Below are 14,918 nucleotides of genomic sequence, written 5' to 3' on the forward strand. Positions count from 1 at the left end.
ATCGAGCTCCTTGACCAGCGCCTCGAGGCCGATCTCTTCAGGCTGGTCCACCGCCGCACCGGTGCGGAAGCGCTGCGCCCACCAGCTGATTTCCGGCGGGCGGCGTTTGGCGGGCAGCAGCACGATGGCAGAGCCCTGCTGGCCCTCTTCGAGGGCGGCTTCCAGCGCGGTGATGCCGACACACGGGATTTTCAGAGCCAAGGCCAGGCCGCGGGCAAAGGAGACACCGACGCGAACGCCGGTAAAGCTGCCCGGCCCGGTGACGACCGCGATCCGGTCAAGCGATTGCAGGGTTTCGCCGGCATCGGCCACCACGTCGCGGACAAGGCCCGGCAGGCGCGCATCCTGCCCGCGTGTGAGCGCCTCGAAGCCATGCGCCACCATCTCGCCGTCGCGGACAAGCGCGACGTCACAGGCGGGCCCGGACGTATTGATCCCCAATGTCAGCATGGGCCGGCTTGCCTAGAGCACCTGGCAGGCTTCTTCGAAGGCCAGGCGCGGATTGCGCTCGAAGATGGTGCTGTCATCGCCATAGCCGATCGCGCAGAGGAAATTGGAACGCCAGTGATGGGTGCCTTCCTTCTCGGCGAAGAACTCATAATCCACGCCATCCTGGTTGAAGCCCGACATCGGCCCGCAATCGAGGCCCAGCGCGCGGGCGGCCATCATTAGATAGGCGCCCTGCAGCGTGCCATTGCGTTCGGCATGTTCCTGGCGGGCATGCGGCTCGGAGAACCACTCCTTCGCGCCCGGATTGTGCGGGAAGAGCTGCGGGATCTTCTCGTGGAACATCAGGTCGTTGGCGATGATGCACACCCACGGTGCCGTCATCACCTTTTCGCGGTTGCCTTCCATGACGTGCGGCTCAAGGCGCTTCTTGGCCTCGTCGGTATGGATGAAGACAAACCGTGCCGGCGAGCAGTTCGCGCTGGTCGGGCCCATCTTGGCGAGGTCGTAGACCGCCCGGATCAGCGTCTCGGGGACGGCTTTGTCGAGCCAGCCATTATAGCTTCTCGCTGTCCGCCATATGGTGTCGAGCGCATAATCATTGACCGGATCGGACATTCGCACAGTCTCCCGTTTGTCGAGGCGCTACAGCGCGGCCTCTACTGCGTTCACTTCCGGCACATATGCTTTGAGCATGTTCTCGATGCCCTGCTTGAGGGTCATGGTCGAGGACGGACAGCCCGCACATGCGCCACGCATTGACAGGTGCACGATGCCGCTATCGGCGTCAAATCTCTGGAAGGTGATGTCGCCGCCATCCTGGGCGACGGCCGGGCGCACGCGCGTCTCGATCAGGTCGAGGATTTCCTCGACGATCTCGGCGGTCTCGCCTTCATAGTCAGCCGCCGTCGTGGCGCCATCATCGGCCTGCATGGCCTGCGTGCCGTCATCGATGACGGGCAGGCCGGCGACATAGTGGTCCATGATGGCGGCGAGCACCATCGGGCGGACATGTTTCCAGTCGAGCTTCTCTTCCTTCGAAACGGAGAGAAAGTCGCTGCCCAGAAAGACGCGGGTCACGCCATCGACCTGGAAGACGGCCTGGGCGAGCGGGCTTGAGCCGGCCTCGGCTTCGCTTGCAAAGTCGAACGGACCGGCCTCTCCGGCCACGGTCTCGCCGGGCAGGAACTTCACCGTATCGGGATTGGGGGTCGGTTCGGTCTGGATAAACATGGGGGCTGGCTCACTGTCATTTACCTGGCAGTGAAATGGACAGTTTTGTCCGGGCTTTCAAGAACAGCGCCCGATCAGGACTCAGATGCGTCCGCGCCGTCACTGATCTGCTTTGCCGCCTCGACCGCCGTGTTCATGGCGGTTTCCTCAGCCAGAAGGGCCGATCCGAGCGCCTTGGTCGCGTCGCCGGCCTGGCCGATATAGAAGGCCATCATGGCGAGGTGGTCGGCCATCAGGCGGGCATTGCCGGCCTGGCTGGAGACAAAGAGCGGGTCGAGCTCGGCCGCGCGGCGCCAGTTTGCCTCGATCTGGTCGAGACGTTCCTGCACGGCCGGGCGCATGGCGATGTCCGGATCGCCGATCATGCTGGCGGCCAGCAGCTGGCTGGCGACATGGGCGCGGGCGCGCGCCTCGAAAAAGGCCTGGATGTCTTCTTCCGCAGCCGGCCAGCCGTCACGCGTGCCGATGCGAGAGACAAGCCGGTCATGCGAGGCATCGGCCCAACTGGCAAACAGGGCCAGCTCGTCGACGAAATCCTGGGCGCCCGCCGGCGATGTGGCGAGGTCGCGCTCCAGCCGGCCCTCATAACGGGCCAGCGCTTCGGCGGCGGCCGAGAGGCGCGGGGTCTGGTCGAGGCCGGCTTCCGGCGCCAGCAGGCGCGCGGCGGCCGACAGGTCCGGATCGGGATTGCCGTCATTGGTGCGCGCCTTTCCGGCGGCGAGGCGTTCATACTGGCTGAGGGCCGTAACGACTGCATCCTGCCAGGCGGGCAGGGCGGTCAGGCGTGCCTGCGGGTGCCAGCCCGGCTTGTCTTCGGCCCAGCCCGGGCCTTCCAGCTCGCGCCCGATCAAGGTTACGGCCATGCCGGTCTCGGGCGAGGCCCAGGGCGTGTCCGCGGCCAGGATCACCGGGTCGTCATTGATGGAATGGGAGGCGACGATCATCGCCGGATAGAAACCGACCAGCAGGATCACCGCCAGCACCTGCAGCGCGCGGACAAGGCGTCGCCACCAGAGCGAGGCGGAATGCATCAGTGGAGACGGCTCGGCTTCCTCGAGATAGGGGGCCGGCAGATCTGTGCCGATCAGGGTGACGGCACGGCCTTCCCGGCGCGGCTGGACGGGAAGTTTCTCCACATTGCTCATCGTGTCTGGTCTCGTCTCTACACTACTCACCCGCCCGGATCGGAGTTTGCCAGCCGCCCGGACGTTATCAAGCTGTTAACGCATTAAAGTTCGTCAACAGCCCTCACGGCCTGCAATTTATGCACCAGACGTTCGCGCGGGCGCCCGGCTATTCCTCGGGCGTCTCCTCGGCCATGGATTCGTCAATGACGACAAAGCTTTCGGAGATGTCCGGCGCATCCGGCCCGGAGAGGATATCCGGCATGGCCGAGGCCACGGCGACATTCTGCTCGACCGTCTCGCCAACGCCGTTCTCGCGGCGTTCATAGGCGGCCACGAGCGAGGTATAGGGCGGCACGTGCACCCAGCCGCTTTCGGCGGTGTTCTGCAGCATCTCGAAATGCAGGTGGAAGGTCGTCGGCGTGCCCCCGAAATCGTTGGAGACATAGCCGAGCTTCTGGCCCTTGGTGACCGTGTCGCCGGATGAAACCTGCAGCGCCCGCATGTTCATGTGCATGTATTTGTAGATGCGCGGGCCCGCCCGCAGCGTAACGGTATAGGTGCCGACCGACTGGATCACGCCATCCTCGACGGCGACCACCTCATAAAGCGCCCGGTCCTTGGCCGGGGTACGGCGCATCTCGTTACAGCCCTGTGCGGTGCCGACGCGGATGTCCTGGCCCTGGTGGATGCGGGCGACCGGGCAATAGGGCGAATTGCGGTTCGATGAACGCGTCTCGCAGAAATTGTCGTGCCAGGGATATTCGTAATTGCGGGTATCGCACTGGTCGCCGCCCCGAACGCCGCCGCCAAAGCCCCAGACCTGCGATTGCAGATAGGCCGGCGCCGCCTTGATCGGGAAGCGCATCTCCGGGGAGAAGACCGTTTCGCGCTCCTGGGTGCCGGTGCCCGAGCCGGCCACGAGCTGGCCGGTAGTCGTATAGGAGAAGACGACGACCGGTTCGGGCACGGTGTCGGTGTCGCTGATATCGGTGCCGTCTGCCGGGGTGTCAGTCTCCTCCGGCGAAGTATCGGTCTCTTCCGGCGTGGTGTCGCCGGTCTCCGGGCTGTCTTCGCCCTCGGGCGGCGTGTCGGTTTCCGAGGGGGCCTCGGTTTCGTCCGGGCTTTCGGGATCGGGCTGCGTCTCGCTCTCGCCTTCAGGCGTCGTGCCCTCGTCCGGGGCCGGGGTCTCTTCAGCCGTGTCAGCCTCATCCGGCGTCCCGGTGTCGGCTGGATCCTCGCTCGCGGGCGTCTCCGTGTCTGCGTCCGGATCTGTCTCCGTGTCGCCGGTCTCGGCGGGGCCTTCGGGCGACTCTCCCGCATCCGGGCCGGTCTCTGTCGTCTCTTCCGTCTCGTCGAGCGCGGGCGTTTCAAGATCGGGCGCGTCGTCAGGGCCGGTGTCCGGCGTTTCGTCCGGTTCGGGATCGCTCTCATCCGCGCTCTCGGGCGGGCGCAGATCACCCGGCATGCCCGGACTTTCGGTATCGCCCTCCAGCCCGGCCGGGCCGTCATCGCTTTCGGCGGGCGGTGCCTCGGTCTCGCCATTGCCATAAGGGTCGGTCACCGGTTCGCTTGGCGGGGCCGGACCGGGTGCGCCGGGCGGTGTCTCCGGCTTGTATTCGCCATCGTCACGGCCGTCGCCCGGATACCGGATGGCGTCGCAGGCCGGCACCAGGAGCAGGGCCCCCGCGAGCAGGCCCCATCTGATCTTCATCATTATTGCGTCCCCGAGATCACGATGTCCTCAGCGACTGTCAGCGCCTCCTCTTCGGAGATGCAGTCGCCGCCTTCTTGCCCCGAGCCCTTGCACTCGAATTCCACCATATAGCTCGCCCCGTAGCGCACGAAGGTGACGATCGCGCCGGTGCTCGTGGGCGTATATTTGATTTCGCCCGGATCGGCGCTCGCGTCGCCCGGCGCATCGGTCACTTCGTTCGTGCCGTTGACGATCAGGGTGTAATCCTCGCCCGGATACATCGCATAATAGCCGTCATCGAGCGGGCGGAACTGGGGCGGCTCGCCGCCTGCGCTGGCGGTGCGCACCGGCCCGGTGGGCAGGAGGACAGGCACCGGCGGGGCGGATGAGCCGCTCTGGATGCTGAACGTGGTGTCGCGCTCGCCGGACGCGGCGAGGTCGTTGCGCGCGGCTTCCCAGTCGATCTCGGCCTTCCGGGTGGCCGAGGCCGGACGGACGGTGTCATTGTCGGGTTGGGGCGCGGTATCGGGCTCAGCGGTTTCCGGGGCGGCGGTATCCGCCATGTCGCTGGAGGCGGGCGGTTTGGAGGCGGCCTCCTCATCCTCGTCTCCCCAGCGCAGATCGCAGGCCGTCAGAGACAGACAGGCACCTGCAACAAGCACGATCCCCACACCCTTCAACATCGCTTCCTAGCCTTTCTCGCTCGGTCTCGCGGAATAATCTGGCTCAACATAGGCGACATTGTCCATCGCCTGGATGGCCCGGATCGCCTCATCCATGCTGCGCGATCCGGCCGAGACCAGGATCAGTTCGCCGGAATAGCTCGCCCGTTCCAGGCGCAGGCCCGCCAGCGCCGGCTTGCCGGACGCCCATTGCTGGAAGCGCGCCTTCGCACCCTCCGGGTCCTTGCGGAAGGTCTTGCCTATCTCGTCGAGGACGGGTTCGCCATTGAATTTGACGATCAGCGTAAAACGGGTCTGCTCCGCCCCGGCGATTTGCGTGCGAACGGTCTCGCTGCCGCCCGTGCTGGCAACCTTGGGCGCAGTCGAATTGGCCGGTGCCTGTGCCGGGGTGAGCGATAGGGTGGTCGCGGTTTCCGGCCCCGTGCTCAGCCAGGCGACGCCACAGGCCGCGCACAGCGATACGCCCAGCACCGCGATGCCGATCTGTCCGCGGTTCAGGCCGCTAAAGGAGGAGGTTTCGTCCTTGTTCAAATGCTCGTCTCAGTCATCCAGTTTGATATCCGACAGGTTCAGAAGCCCGCTGCCGCAGGGTCGTTTGCACATATCATCCGACCCCGGAACGAGCTCTGCTCCCGGATATTGAACGCATGGGCCCGAACATTGTTCTTGGGTGCGCGGTGTCAGCGCCCCCAGCAGCACGTCTGTGAGCGACTGGCCGCTCAGCTCCGGACGCTTGCTTTTCACCAGCGCAAGGGCGGCCGAAACGTGCGGGGCGGCCATGCTGGTGCCCTGCTCATAGGCATAGAAACAGTCGCCGATGGCCTCATTGGTGACCGGGTCGATACAGTCATGTGCGGTCTTGGTCGACAGGATGCCATCGGGCCGCCCGTCGCCATTGTCGTCCCGGCTGAGATCGCCGCCCGGGGCCATCAGGTCGACCTCGGCGCCGTAATTGGAATAGGGCGCCATCATCCCGCGCGCATCGCCGGCCGCCACCGCGACCACATTGTTGCAGCCGCCCGGCGCATAATACTGGGTCGAGACCTTGTCATTGCCAGCCGCCGCCACGACCACCACGCCGCGCTCGACGACCGCGTCGATGGCGTCCTGCATGGAGGCCGGGCAGAAGCGGAAAAGCCCGATGGACAGGTTGATGACGTCGGCCGGATTGTCGTTCCAGATCTCGTTGCCCAGCTCGTCATATTCCGGGATCAGGCCGCCGGCCCAGCGGATGGCATCATTGATGTCCGACAGCCGCCCGCCGCATTTGCCGAGCGCGCGCACGGGCACGATTTTCACATTCCATGCCCCGCCGGCCACACCGGCGGCATTGTTGGTGACGCTGGCGCCGATCGTGCCGGCGACATGAGTGCCGTGGAAGGTGTCCTCATAGACGAATTCGTCCGGGCACTTGTCGCCCGGATCGTTCGCGTCCGGGTCGCGGCTGTCGCCGTCATTGGCCATGTCGACATCGGTGACCATGTCCCAGCCGGGCGCGACATTGGGCGAGTCCTTGATGTCGGGATGGGCCATTTCCAGGCCGGTATCGACGACGGCCACGACGACCTCCTCGGAGCCCTGCGTGTGCTGGGCGGTCCAGAAGTCGATAAAGCCCGCGCCGCCGGGCGCCTTGCCTTCGCCGCTGCCCTGGCCGAGGAAGTTCCATTGCAGCGCCCAGAGCGGATCGTTCGGCGTGAGGCTCGCGCCGGCCACCGGGCCGTCGCCCTTCGGACGGCGGATCATCTGGTGCTGATAGACCCAGTCCTTCTCGACATATTCGAACTCCCCGCTCGCCTTCAGGTCCTGGATCACGCAGACCGTGGCGAGCTGCGGATCGTTCTGAAGCTGCTCCTCCGTCGGATTGTCGGGGCAGGTGAGATTCTCGTCTTCCTCCGCGATCCAGGCGCCATAGGGCTCCTCGCCGTCGAAGCGCGTCGGCTTCATGGCACGCGAGCCGATCTCGATGACCATCTGGCCGGAGCGCGAGCGCTGGATATTGGCCGCCAGGCCATAGCGCTGCGCGGTGTCGATCATGCGCGACTCGGCTGTCATCTGCGCGGCCATGGCATCCTGGCGCATGACAAGCCGGCGTTCGGCCGATTTCAGCGGCAGCGGTTCCGGGGCCACGACCATCTGCTCCGGCGCCGGGGCGACCGGTTCGGGCGCGGCCTCTTCGCCATCCCGGGTAGCCCCGGACCTTGATGGGGCCGACGGGGCCGCACGCGGCGCGGTGTCGAGCTTTTTCGATTGCAGCGTCCGGGTGTCCTGCAGGGCTTCGCGCGGCACGGTGGACTCACGCGTGGACAGTTCGCGCGATTTCGGGTCGATGGCGATGGTGCGCCGGCCCTTCAGGCTCTGCTGCAGGCGCGGGGCCGCCCGTGCGATCCGGTCGCTGCCGAGCTCGCTCTCAAGCGCCTGCAATTCGTCCTCGCTGGGCACCACCAGCACGGCATCGGACTCGTCGCTGGCGACATAATTCTCATAGTCGGAAATGGTCGGGGAATAGAAGGCTTCCGCCTGTGTTGTCGGCGGCGGCAGGTTGCGCGGCTTGGCGACGATGGAGCCGACGACGAATTTCTGCGGCGAGCTTGAGGCGGCCCGCACAGGGGATGGGTCCTGCATCTCGCCGGCAAAGGCGCGCGCCTCGACCGGGGCGGCTTCCAGCGGCGTCGGGCCGGCCGCACCCCCGCCCGACCCGGTCAGCTGGTCGACGACGCCACGGCCGAGATCGCCGAGCCGGTCAAGCCGCTCATCGGTGCGGTCGCAGGCCGAGAGGCCGGCGCACAGGCCAAGCGCCACAACGGTTGATGCCAGTCGTTTCCGGAGTGTCATCTAAAGCTATCCCCTCGCTTTGGGCCTCCCCGCAGCCCCGGCATGATAATCATATGTTAACCAGAAAGACGAGGCTAGCCCGGTACATTCCTGACGGGCCGTTGTCTGCGCGTCACAGCGCGCCGAGCGCCTGGCCGACAACCTCGCCGGCCTCGCGGATGGCTTCGCGCGCGGGCATCGATACCGCCGTCAGGTTCATGAAGCCGTGCACCATGCCGGGATGTTCGCGGATCGTGACCGGGACGCCATGCGCGGCGAGCTTCGCGGCATAGGCGCGGCCCTCATCCTTGAGCGGGTCCCAGCCGCAGAGCACCATATGCGTCGGCGGCAGCCCGCGGAAATCCGCCTCGGGTGCAAAGAGGGGCGAGACCCTGGCATCCATCCGGTCGGTTTTCTCGTGGATATAGGCGTCGCGGAAATAGTCGAACAGGTTCGGCGAGATGAAGAAGCCTTCCTGGAAAGTCAGCTTCTTGGTGCGGATATCGGCGAACTGGACCAGCGGATAGAGCAGCAGCTGGAAGGCCGGCAGCGGCCCGTTCTGGCGGTTCATCTCCTGGGCCAGAAAGGCCGAGAGATTGCCGCCCGCACTGTCACCGGCCACGCAGAGACGGTCCGGATCCATGGTGAGAAGGTCGGTGCGCTGATGGGCCCATTCCCAGGCGGCCACCGCATCGTTATGCGCGGCCGGGAAGGGGTGTTCCGGGGCCAGCCGGTAATCGACGGACAGCACCCGGCAGCGCGAGGCCGCCGCCAGCCGGCGGCAGATCATGTCATGGCTGTCGAGATCGCCGAGCACAAACCCGCCGCCATGGAAGAAGATGATGCCCGGCCCGGGGGCGATTCCGGCCCCGAGCGGGGTATAGAGCCGGCCCTTGAGCGAGGTCTCCGCCCCGTCCACCGGCAGGGTCGACATCTCCGCCAGCTCCGGCGCGTCGCGCTCGACGGCGCGGCTGGCGCGGTAGAAGCTCTGGCGCAGGCGATCGGTCGACTGTTTCCAGTCGAGACCGGAAAAGTCCGGGAGCTTGAAGCGCTCCATGAATGTCTTGATCGTTTCGTCGATGGCCATGGCCCCACTCTACAACTGGTTGTGCTGCGGTGTAAGCCTCATCATCGGCGAAATTGCGGCGTTTAAAGGCCGGTATAGCGATAGAGTGTGTAACGCCAGTTGCCGCTCTCGACCTGGCGCATCGCTTCGCCCCAGAGCCGGGCCTTCGTCTCCTGCGGCAGGGCCTCGACTTCTGTCAGGATGTCGCCGCCGAGCGTGCAGAAATTGGTGTTGGCCATGACGGCGTCCATCTCGCTGCGGCTCTTGCCTTCCGTGGTCAGCAGCGCGGTGATCTCGGGCTTGGTGATAAGCGACAGGCCGAGCGTCTGCAGCGCCTGCTGGTCGGAGACGTCGAGCACGCCATGATAGACAGGGTCCGTGCGCGCGTCGCGGATGGCGTCGAGCAGGATGCCGTTGAAGGTGAGGCCGAATTCATAAAGCCCGGCGCCATGGCCGACCCGGTCGAAGACGGCCCGGTAAAGGTCCTGCTTGGAAAGGCTGGCAAACATCATCAGGTCCGAGCCCTCGCAATAGGGCGCGGCCGAGCGCACCAGCTCCTGAAGCGCGGTCTGCGAGAGGGTTAGCAGCGCGTCGACATGCTCGACATCGGCCAATGCCAGGCGCCCGACGCTGCCCGCGATATCGTCGGCGCCGGCCTGCAGGACGAGCAGGCCGATCTCGACCTCATCGGCGCCCCGGCCTTTCGCGCGGCGGATCTGGTCTTCCAGATCCCGGGCGGCGGCCGGAAATGTGGCCTGCAGCTTCTCGACATAGGCGCGGGTGGCCTCGTCTTCGAAGGCCCTCTCAAGCGTCTCGCTGGAAGCGGGGCTGGCCGTGCCCGGCACCGGATAGACGCCGGAACCGGTCACGCCCGGAAATTTGAGCACACCGAAGAAAAGGGCGGCCACCATACCGGTGACGGCCAGCCCGAAACCGAGACTGCCAGCCGTCTTCTGGCTGCTGCCACGCGCATCGAACATGATCAAACCGCTCCGGTTGCCCCTCCTGATCTATGTTATTCAACGCGAATTTCACTGAAATTTCGTTATCAGACGACAACAACCCCTTCGCCGGGCGGTTCGGCATAGAGCGCCTGGACCAGTTCCTGGCGCCGGTCGCTGACCGCACGCTGGTTCACATAGCCCTTGTCGGTGATCTCGCCGGCATCGATGGATGGCGGTTCGGTCATCACCAGGAAGCGCTTGATCTTGCGGGACGAGCCCTTCTCGCCTTCGTTGAAGGCCCGCACCTTCGCCGCCAGATCCTCGGTGAACTGCGCCAGCGCCTTCGCCATGTCGCCGCCGGCCTGTTTCGCATAGTTTTCGAACGTCGCCTGCGAGGGCCAGAACATCGCCGTGGCGAAATTCTTGTCCTGTCCGGCCAGCACCGCATCGAAAACCAGCGGCGAACAGGCCGCGACCAGGTCGGGCCGCAGCGTGCCGACCGAGACCCAGGTCCCGGTGGAGAGCTTGAAGTCCTCGCCGACGCGCCCGTCGAAGACGATGCCCTTGTTCGGCTCGTCCTCATCGACGAAACGGGCCGCATCGCCGAGCTTGTAATAGCCTTCCTCGTCGAAGGCCTCGGCATTCTTCTCGGGCATTTCGTGATAGCCGGGCATGACGCTCGGGCCTTTCACGCGCACTTCCAGCTTGGCGCCATTCGGCACCAGCTTCAGCGTCATGCCGGGCAGCGGCAGGCCGATCAGGCCGACGCGCTCAACCTCCCAGTGCACCACGGTGATGCCCTGCGTCTCGGTCGCGCCATACATGGTGACGATCGGGATGCGCTTGCCGGTGGCCTTGATGGCAAGGTCCTGCAGGCGGCCATAAAGGTCGTCCGACAGGGTCGCGCCGCCATAGCCGACCGACTTCATGTTTTTGAAGAAAGCCTTCAGAAGCTCGTCATCCTGCTCCATCGCATCGGCCAGCATCGACAGCGCAATCGGCGCGGTGCCGAAGGTCGTCGGGCTGACTTCGCGGATATTGCGGATCGTCTCGCCGAAAAGCTGCGGCGTCGGTTTGCCGCCATCGATCCAGAAGGTCGCGCCATTCCAGAGCGCGCCATTGAAGTTCACATTCGAGCCGGAGATGTGGTTCCAGGGCAGCCAGTCGAGCACCTGGGCGACCTCGTCGGGGTCATGCTCAGGGTCGCGGGCATCGTCGCGCAGGCCTTCCTGGCCGGCGATCATCGAGCACATTGCGCCCTGCGTCGTTGGCACCGGCTTCGGCATGCCGGTCGAGCCGGACGTGAAAAGGTATTTCGCGACGCTGTCATCGCCGAGGCGCGCCTTTGCGGCCTCGACAGCCTCGGTGGGCTTTGTCTGGGCCAGCGTGTCGAAGGCCTGCACCTCATTGGTCGCGCCATTCTTGGCGAACACCGTGCAGCCATGCGCGCCCAGCGCCTCGAGCGCGGGTTTGAACGGCTCGAGATCCTGCACGAAGATCGCTTTCGGCTGCACGCTCTCGAAGCAATGCTTCAGCTTGCCGAAATCCGTCGACATGGTGGAATAGGGCACCGAGATCGGCGCGGCCGGGGCGCCGATCTTCTGGGCGGCCACGATAACCAGCGCACTCTCGATCGTGTTGCCCGACAGGATCATGACCGGGGAGTCCGGCCCGGCGCCCATATCGAGGAAGGCCTGGGCGAGCGCATCGGTTTGCGCCTTGCCTTCTCCATAGGTCAGCACGCGCCACTCATCGGTCTCCGGATCGCGCTGTTTCAGCCACGGCCGGTCCGGGTGTTCGGCGGCGCGCTCATCCAGACAATGCGGGATGGTTTTCGGGCGGTCGCCGGGTTCGTGACGCTGGGTGAGATACACCGTGCCGTCCGGCTTGCGGACCGCCTCGATGTCGGGTTGTTTCTGCGGCAAAGGCCGGAAGGGCGGTAGCGCCTGTCCGTCAGCCATAATGGCCTCCCTGGAATGTCGTTTTCTGTAGTTGGCTACAATTATTATACGCAGGCTGCGGCCTGCCAAGTGAAAGCCGATGATGACCTCGCGTCACTTGGCCCAGCAACCTATTGGAACTGACAGGTCAGCGCGCGGGAGAGAGCCGGTGGGCAGCAATACGGGCGTGCGAATCCGCAGCCTTTTCCGCCAGCATCCTGAGGTCATCCGGCAGGTCCGGTGCCGCCGGGCGGGGCTGGCCAAAGCCTGTCGAGGCCCACACCGCATCATACCAGTGCGGCGCCCACACTCCATCCTCGGGCTTCGGCCCGGCTGGCCATGACAGCATCGCCTCGGTGTAGGTGAGGCCCACGGCGTCACACAGCGCGCGCAGCATGCCCGGCGGGTCGGCGAGGATATCGTCGGAATCCACCACCGGCGGGGCCTCCCCCATCCTCTGGCACACCCGGTCGAACAGCTCCGCCTGCTGCGGCACGCCGATGGCCTCGAGGCTCACCGCGTCCATCTTGCGGGCATAAGAGGCGAGGACTCGGGCCGGGTCGCGGATCAGGAAGACATTGGTGACCGCATCCATCCAGCCGCGCGGCAGGGCCGGCGCCATATGGTGGGTCATGTGCTTCTGGTAGAAGACCGGCTTGCCGCCCAGCACGGGGCCGAGCAGCTGGCGGGCGACCGCATCGCCATCGGTGGGCTGGGCAGCGAGGATGTCGGCCTGCATCGGATGCACAAGGCCGGTAGCCGTGAGATAGGCGGCATAGAAAGGCTCGTCCACGCAGACCGTGTCGGGCCGCGCGCCGAAGCTGCGCATCATCGTGGTCGAGAGGTTGCGCGGGCCGGACCACATGGCAAGGCGCAAGGGCATGTCCGTCATGCGATCGGCGTCAGGCTGCGCGCGACAAGGTCCTGGTAGAGCCCGGTGATGCGCGTCGCTATCGGCCCGCCGACCTGCTCGATGGCCCGCCCGTCAACTTCGCGCACGGGCGTCACCCCGGCAAACGTCCCCGTCACGAAGGCCTCGTCGGCGGAATAGACGTCGAACAGCGAGAAGCGCTTTTCGCGCACCGGGATGCCGGCTTCCCGGCAGACGCGGAGAATGTTGCCGCGTGTGATCCCACCCAGGCAATAATCCGGCGGTGAGGTCCAGACCTCGCCATCGCGCACGATGAAGAAGTGGGTCGAATTGCACGTCGCCACGAACCCGTCGGCATCCAGCATCAGCCCCTCATCGGCGCCCGCCTTGTCGGCCTGGATGCAGGCGAGGATGCAGTTCAGCTTGGAATGCGAGTTGAGCTTCTGGTCCTGCTCGGCCGGTCCGGTGCGGCGCACATGTACGGTAAAAAGCGACAGCCCCTTTTCGACCACCTCCGGCACCGGTGCCTTGTATTCGGGGATAATCACGATGGTGGGCTTGGTGATGGTAAAGCGTGGGCCCTGATAGGGCGTCTTCTTGATGCCGCGCGTCACCATCAGGCGGATATGCACCCCGTCCGTCATGTCCTGCGCCTTCAGGCAGTCGAAAAGCCGCTCCGTCAGCTCGGCCTTGGTGAGGCCGATATCCATGTCGATGGTCTTCGCCCCGGCATAGAGGCGTTTCAGATGCTCATCGAGGAAAGCCACCCCGCCATCCTTGACGCGCAAGCCCTCCCAGACGCCATCGCCCAGCAGGTAGCCGGAGTCGAAGACCGAGACGGTCGCCTCCTCGCGGCGCTTCAGCTCGCCATTGACCGAGATCAGTACATCCGCATTGCGCGGATCATAGACAAAATCATGAACGCCGTGGGGCTCGTCTTCCATGGGGCCTTGGTCCTTCTGCCTGGTGCGTTCGCCCGCGCTCGTCCTTCGACTTCGCTCAGCAACTGTATTGGATGTCATGTTTTCTGAGTTTTGCGTTGAGGATTGTGAGGAGTTTTCTGGCGATAGCGATGAGGGCGAGCTTTGGAGGTTTTCCAGCGGTTCGCATGGCGCAGTAGGTCTGCTTGAGCCTTGGGTGATGGCGCGAGGCTGAGAGGGCGGCGAGGTAGAGTGCTTCGCGCACCCTTGCGCGCCCGCCCCAGACCCGGCGTTTTCCCCTGAAGCTTCCGCTTTCATGGGCATGGGGAGCAAGGCCTGCAAGGGCTGCGATGGGTCTTCGGGCCAGGTGTCCGAGCTCTGGCAGGAAGGCGAGCAGGGCTGCGGTTGTGACCGGTCCGACGCCCGGTTCGCTGGCGATGAGGCGGGCCCGGCCAGCCAGGGTGTCATCGGCCTCGATATGGACCGCGATCTCCTTGTCCATGGTGACGATCTGTCGGGTCAGGCCTGCGATCCTGGCTTTCAGCCGCCGCACCAGCGGGCCGCAGCGATAGCGTTCGAGCTGGTTGAGACAGGCTTTTCGGGCTTCAACAAGATCATGCCGGTAGGCGTGAAGCTCGCGCAGGACCTGCACGCCGGGTGCGGGTGGGACGTGCACCGGCAGGCTGATCTGGCCGGCCATGGCCGACAGGAGCCGGGCATCGACACGGTCTGTCTTGGCCAGCACGCCAGAGGCGCGGGCAAACTCGCGCGCCTGGCGCGGGTTGACCCGGTACATCCGCACGCCAGCCTGGCTCATCGCCCGTTCGAGCGCTTCGCCATAAGGGCCTGTGGCCTCGAAGACGATGGATGGGGGAGCCAGCAGACAGAGGGTATCGAGCCCTGCCGCATCATTGGACAGCCGGTGAAAGCAGCCGTCACGCGGATCGAAGACATCGAGATGCGTCTTGGAAATATCGACGCCGAGAGCAGGGTGTGACATGAAGAAAATCCTGTCCTTGTCATACGGGGTCGGCTGTCACCGCCCCTGGCAACTGTTCAGGCGACACAACTGTCGTACCCGGCAGGCGAGCCCCTGGCTGAGCCACGATCCGTCAAATCAAGGATGAGAACGGGGTCTCGCCTGCCACCCCTCTATCGCACACTTCAAACAGACAAGGATGAG

The 14,918-nt window shown here is 65.4% G+C and carries 14 protein-coding genes; all 14 read right to left on the reverse strand.

Translation table 11 applies throughout. The features are described from left to right. Positions 1-450 (reverse strand): tRNA (adenosine(37)-N6)-threonylcarbamoyltransferase complex dimerization subunit type 1 TsaB (gene tsaB, locus B8784_RS13360; protein ID WP_084398448.1); only part of this gene is annotated, 450 nt, incomplete at its 3' end. Positions 451-462: 12 nt separating this feature from the next. Further along, positions 463-1,065 (reverse strand): malonic semialdehyde reductase, encoded by a 603-nt coding sequence (locus B8784_RS13365; protein ID WP_084398449.1) that lies wholly within the window; start codon positions 1,063-1,065, stop codon positions 463-465. Between the two features lie 27 nt (positions 1,066-1,092). Beyond that, on the reverse strand, positions 1,093-1,680 hold the full coding sequence (locus B8784_RS13370; protein ID WP_084398450.1) for a NifU family protein: 588 nt from the start codon (positions 1,678-1,680) through the stop codon (positions 1,093-1,095). 74 nt (positions 1,681-1,754) lie between these two features. Beyond that, complete coding sequence (locus B8784_RS13375) at positions 1,755-2,825, reverse strand: hypothetical protein (protein ID WP_084398451.1); 1,071 nt, start codon at positions 2,823-2,825, stop codon at positions 1,755-1,757. Positions 2,826-2,973: 148 nt separating this feature from the next. After that, positions 2,974-4,521: a peptidoglycan DD-metalloendopeptidase family protein gene (locus tag B8784_RS21945; protein ID WP_233356139.1), complete on the reverse strand. Its 1,548-nt coding sequence runs from the start codon at positions 4,519-4,521 to the stop codon at positions 2,974-2,976. Beyond that, positions 4,521-5,183: a hypothetical protein gene (locus B8784_RS13385; protein WP_084398452.1), complete on the reverse strand. Its 663-nt coding sequence runs from the start codon at positions 5,181-5,183 to the stop codon at positions 4,521-4,523. The genes B8784_RS21945 and B8784_RS13385 overlap by 1 nt, the downstream gene beginning before the upstream one ends. A gap of 6 nt (positions 5,184-5,189) precedes the next feature. Further along, on the reverse strand, positions 5,190-5,714 hold the full coding sequence (locus B8784_RS13390; RefSeq protein WP_084398453.1) for a hypothetical protein: 525 nt from the start codon (positions 5,712-5,714) through the stop codon (positions 5,190-5,192). A 9-nt stretch (positions 5,715-5,723) separates the two neighbouring features. Beyond that, a complete protein-coding gene (locus B8784_RS13395) occupies positions 5,724-8,015 on the reverse strand; it encodes a S8 family peptidase (RefSeq protein ID WP_084398454.1) in 2,292 nt (763 codons plus the stop codon). Between the two features lie 112 nt (positions 8,016-8,127). Then, the gene (locus tag B8784_RS13400; RefSeq protein WP_084398455.1) at positions 8,128-9,081 is read right to left on the reverse strand and encodes an alpha/beta hydrolase; all 954 of its coding nucleotides are present in this window, start codon (positions 9,079-9,081) and stop codon (positions 8,128-8,130) included. A 62-nt stretch (positions 9,082-9,143) separates the two neighbouring features. Then, positions 9,144-10,040, reverse strand: coding sequence for a hypothetical protein (locus B8784_RS13405; RefSeq protein WP_084398456.1), 897 nt, complete (start codon positions 10,038-10,040; stop codon positions 9,144-9,146). 68 nt (positions 10,041-10,108) lie between these two features. Then, entirely contained in the window at positions 10,109-11,965 is a 1,857-nt protein-coding gene (locus tag B8784_RS13410) for an AMP-binding protein (RefSeq protein ID WP_084398457.1), read from the reverse strand. A 127-nt stretch (positions 11,966-12,092) separates the two neighbouring features. Further along, the gene (locus B8784_RS13415; protein WP_143435478.1) at positions 12,093-12,821 is read right to left on the reverse strand and encodes a sulfotransferase-like domain-containing protein; all 729 of its coding nucleotides are present in this window, start codon (positions 12,819-12,821) and stop codon (positions 12,093-12,095) included. A gap of 11 nt (positions 12,822-12,832) precedes the next feature. Further along, entirely contained in the window at positions 12,833-13,759 is a 927-nt protein-coding gene (locus tag B8784_RS13420; RefSeq protein WP_084398458.1) for an aminotransferase class IV, read from the reverse strand. A gap of 55 nt (positions 13,760-13,814) precedes the next feature. Then, on the reverse strand, positions 13,815-14,735 hold the full coding sequence (locus tag B8784_RS13425; RefSeq protein ID WP_084396516.1) for a transposase: 921 nt from the start codon (positions 14,733-14,735) through the stop codon (positions 13,815-13,817). Between the last annotated feature and the right edge of the window lie 183 nt (positions 14,736-14,918).

This window comes from Henriciella aquimarina (assembly GCF_002088975.1).
Taxonomy (GTDB): domain Bacteria; phylum Pseudomonadota; class Alphaproteobacteria; order Caulobacterales; family Hyphomonadaceae; genus Henriciella; species Henriciella aquimarina.

Bases quoted from the DNA above. Each gene is read 5' to 3' on its own strand.
- B8784_RS13365 (WP_084398449.1), bottom strand. From the start codon at position 1,065: ATGTCCGATCCGGTCAATGATTATGCGCTCGACACCATATGGCGGACA.
- B8784_RS13370 (WP_084398450.1), bottom strand. From the start codon at position 1,680: ATGTTTATCCAGACCGAACCGACCCCCAATCCCGATACGGTGAAGTTC.
- B8784_RS13375 (WP_084398451.1), bottom strand. From the start codon at position 2,825: ATGAGCAATGTGGAGAAACTTCCCGTCCAGCCGCGCCGGGAAGGCCGT.
- B8784_RS21945 (WP_233356139.1), bottom strand. From the start codon at position 4,521: ATGATGAAGATCAGATGGGGCCTGCTCGCGGGGGCCCTGCTCCTGGTG.
- B8784_RS13385 (WP_084398452.1), bottom strand. From the start codon at position 5,183: ATGTTGAAGGGTGTGGGGATCGTGCTTGTTGCAGGTGCCTGTCTGTCT.
- B8784_RS13395 (WP_084398454.1), bottom strand. From the start codon at position 8,015: ATGACACTCCGGAAACGACTGGCATCAACCGTTGTGGCGCTTGGCCTG.
- B8784_RS13400 (WP_084398455.1), bottom strand. From the start codon at position 9,081: ATGGCCATCGACGAAACGATCAAGACATTCATGGAGCGCTTCAAGCTC.
- B8784_RS13405 (WP_084398456.1), bottom strand. From the start codon at position 10,040: ATGTTCGATGCGCGTGGCAGCAGCCAGAAGACGGCTGGCAGTCTCGGT.
- B8784_RS13410 (WP_084398457.1), bottom strand. From the start codon at position 11,965: ATGGCTGACGGACAGGCGCTACCGCCCTTCCGGCCTTTGCCGCAGAAA.
- B8784_RS13420 (WP_084398458.1), bottom strand. From the start codon at position 13,759: ATGGAAGACGAGCCCCACGGCGTTCATGATTTTGTCTATGATCCGCGC.
- B8784_RS13425 (WP_084396516.1), bottom strand. From the start codon at position 14,735: ATGTCACACCCTGCTCTCGGCGTCGATATTTCCAAGACGCATCTCGAT.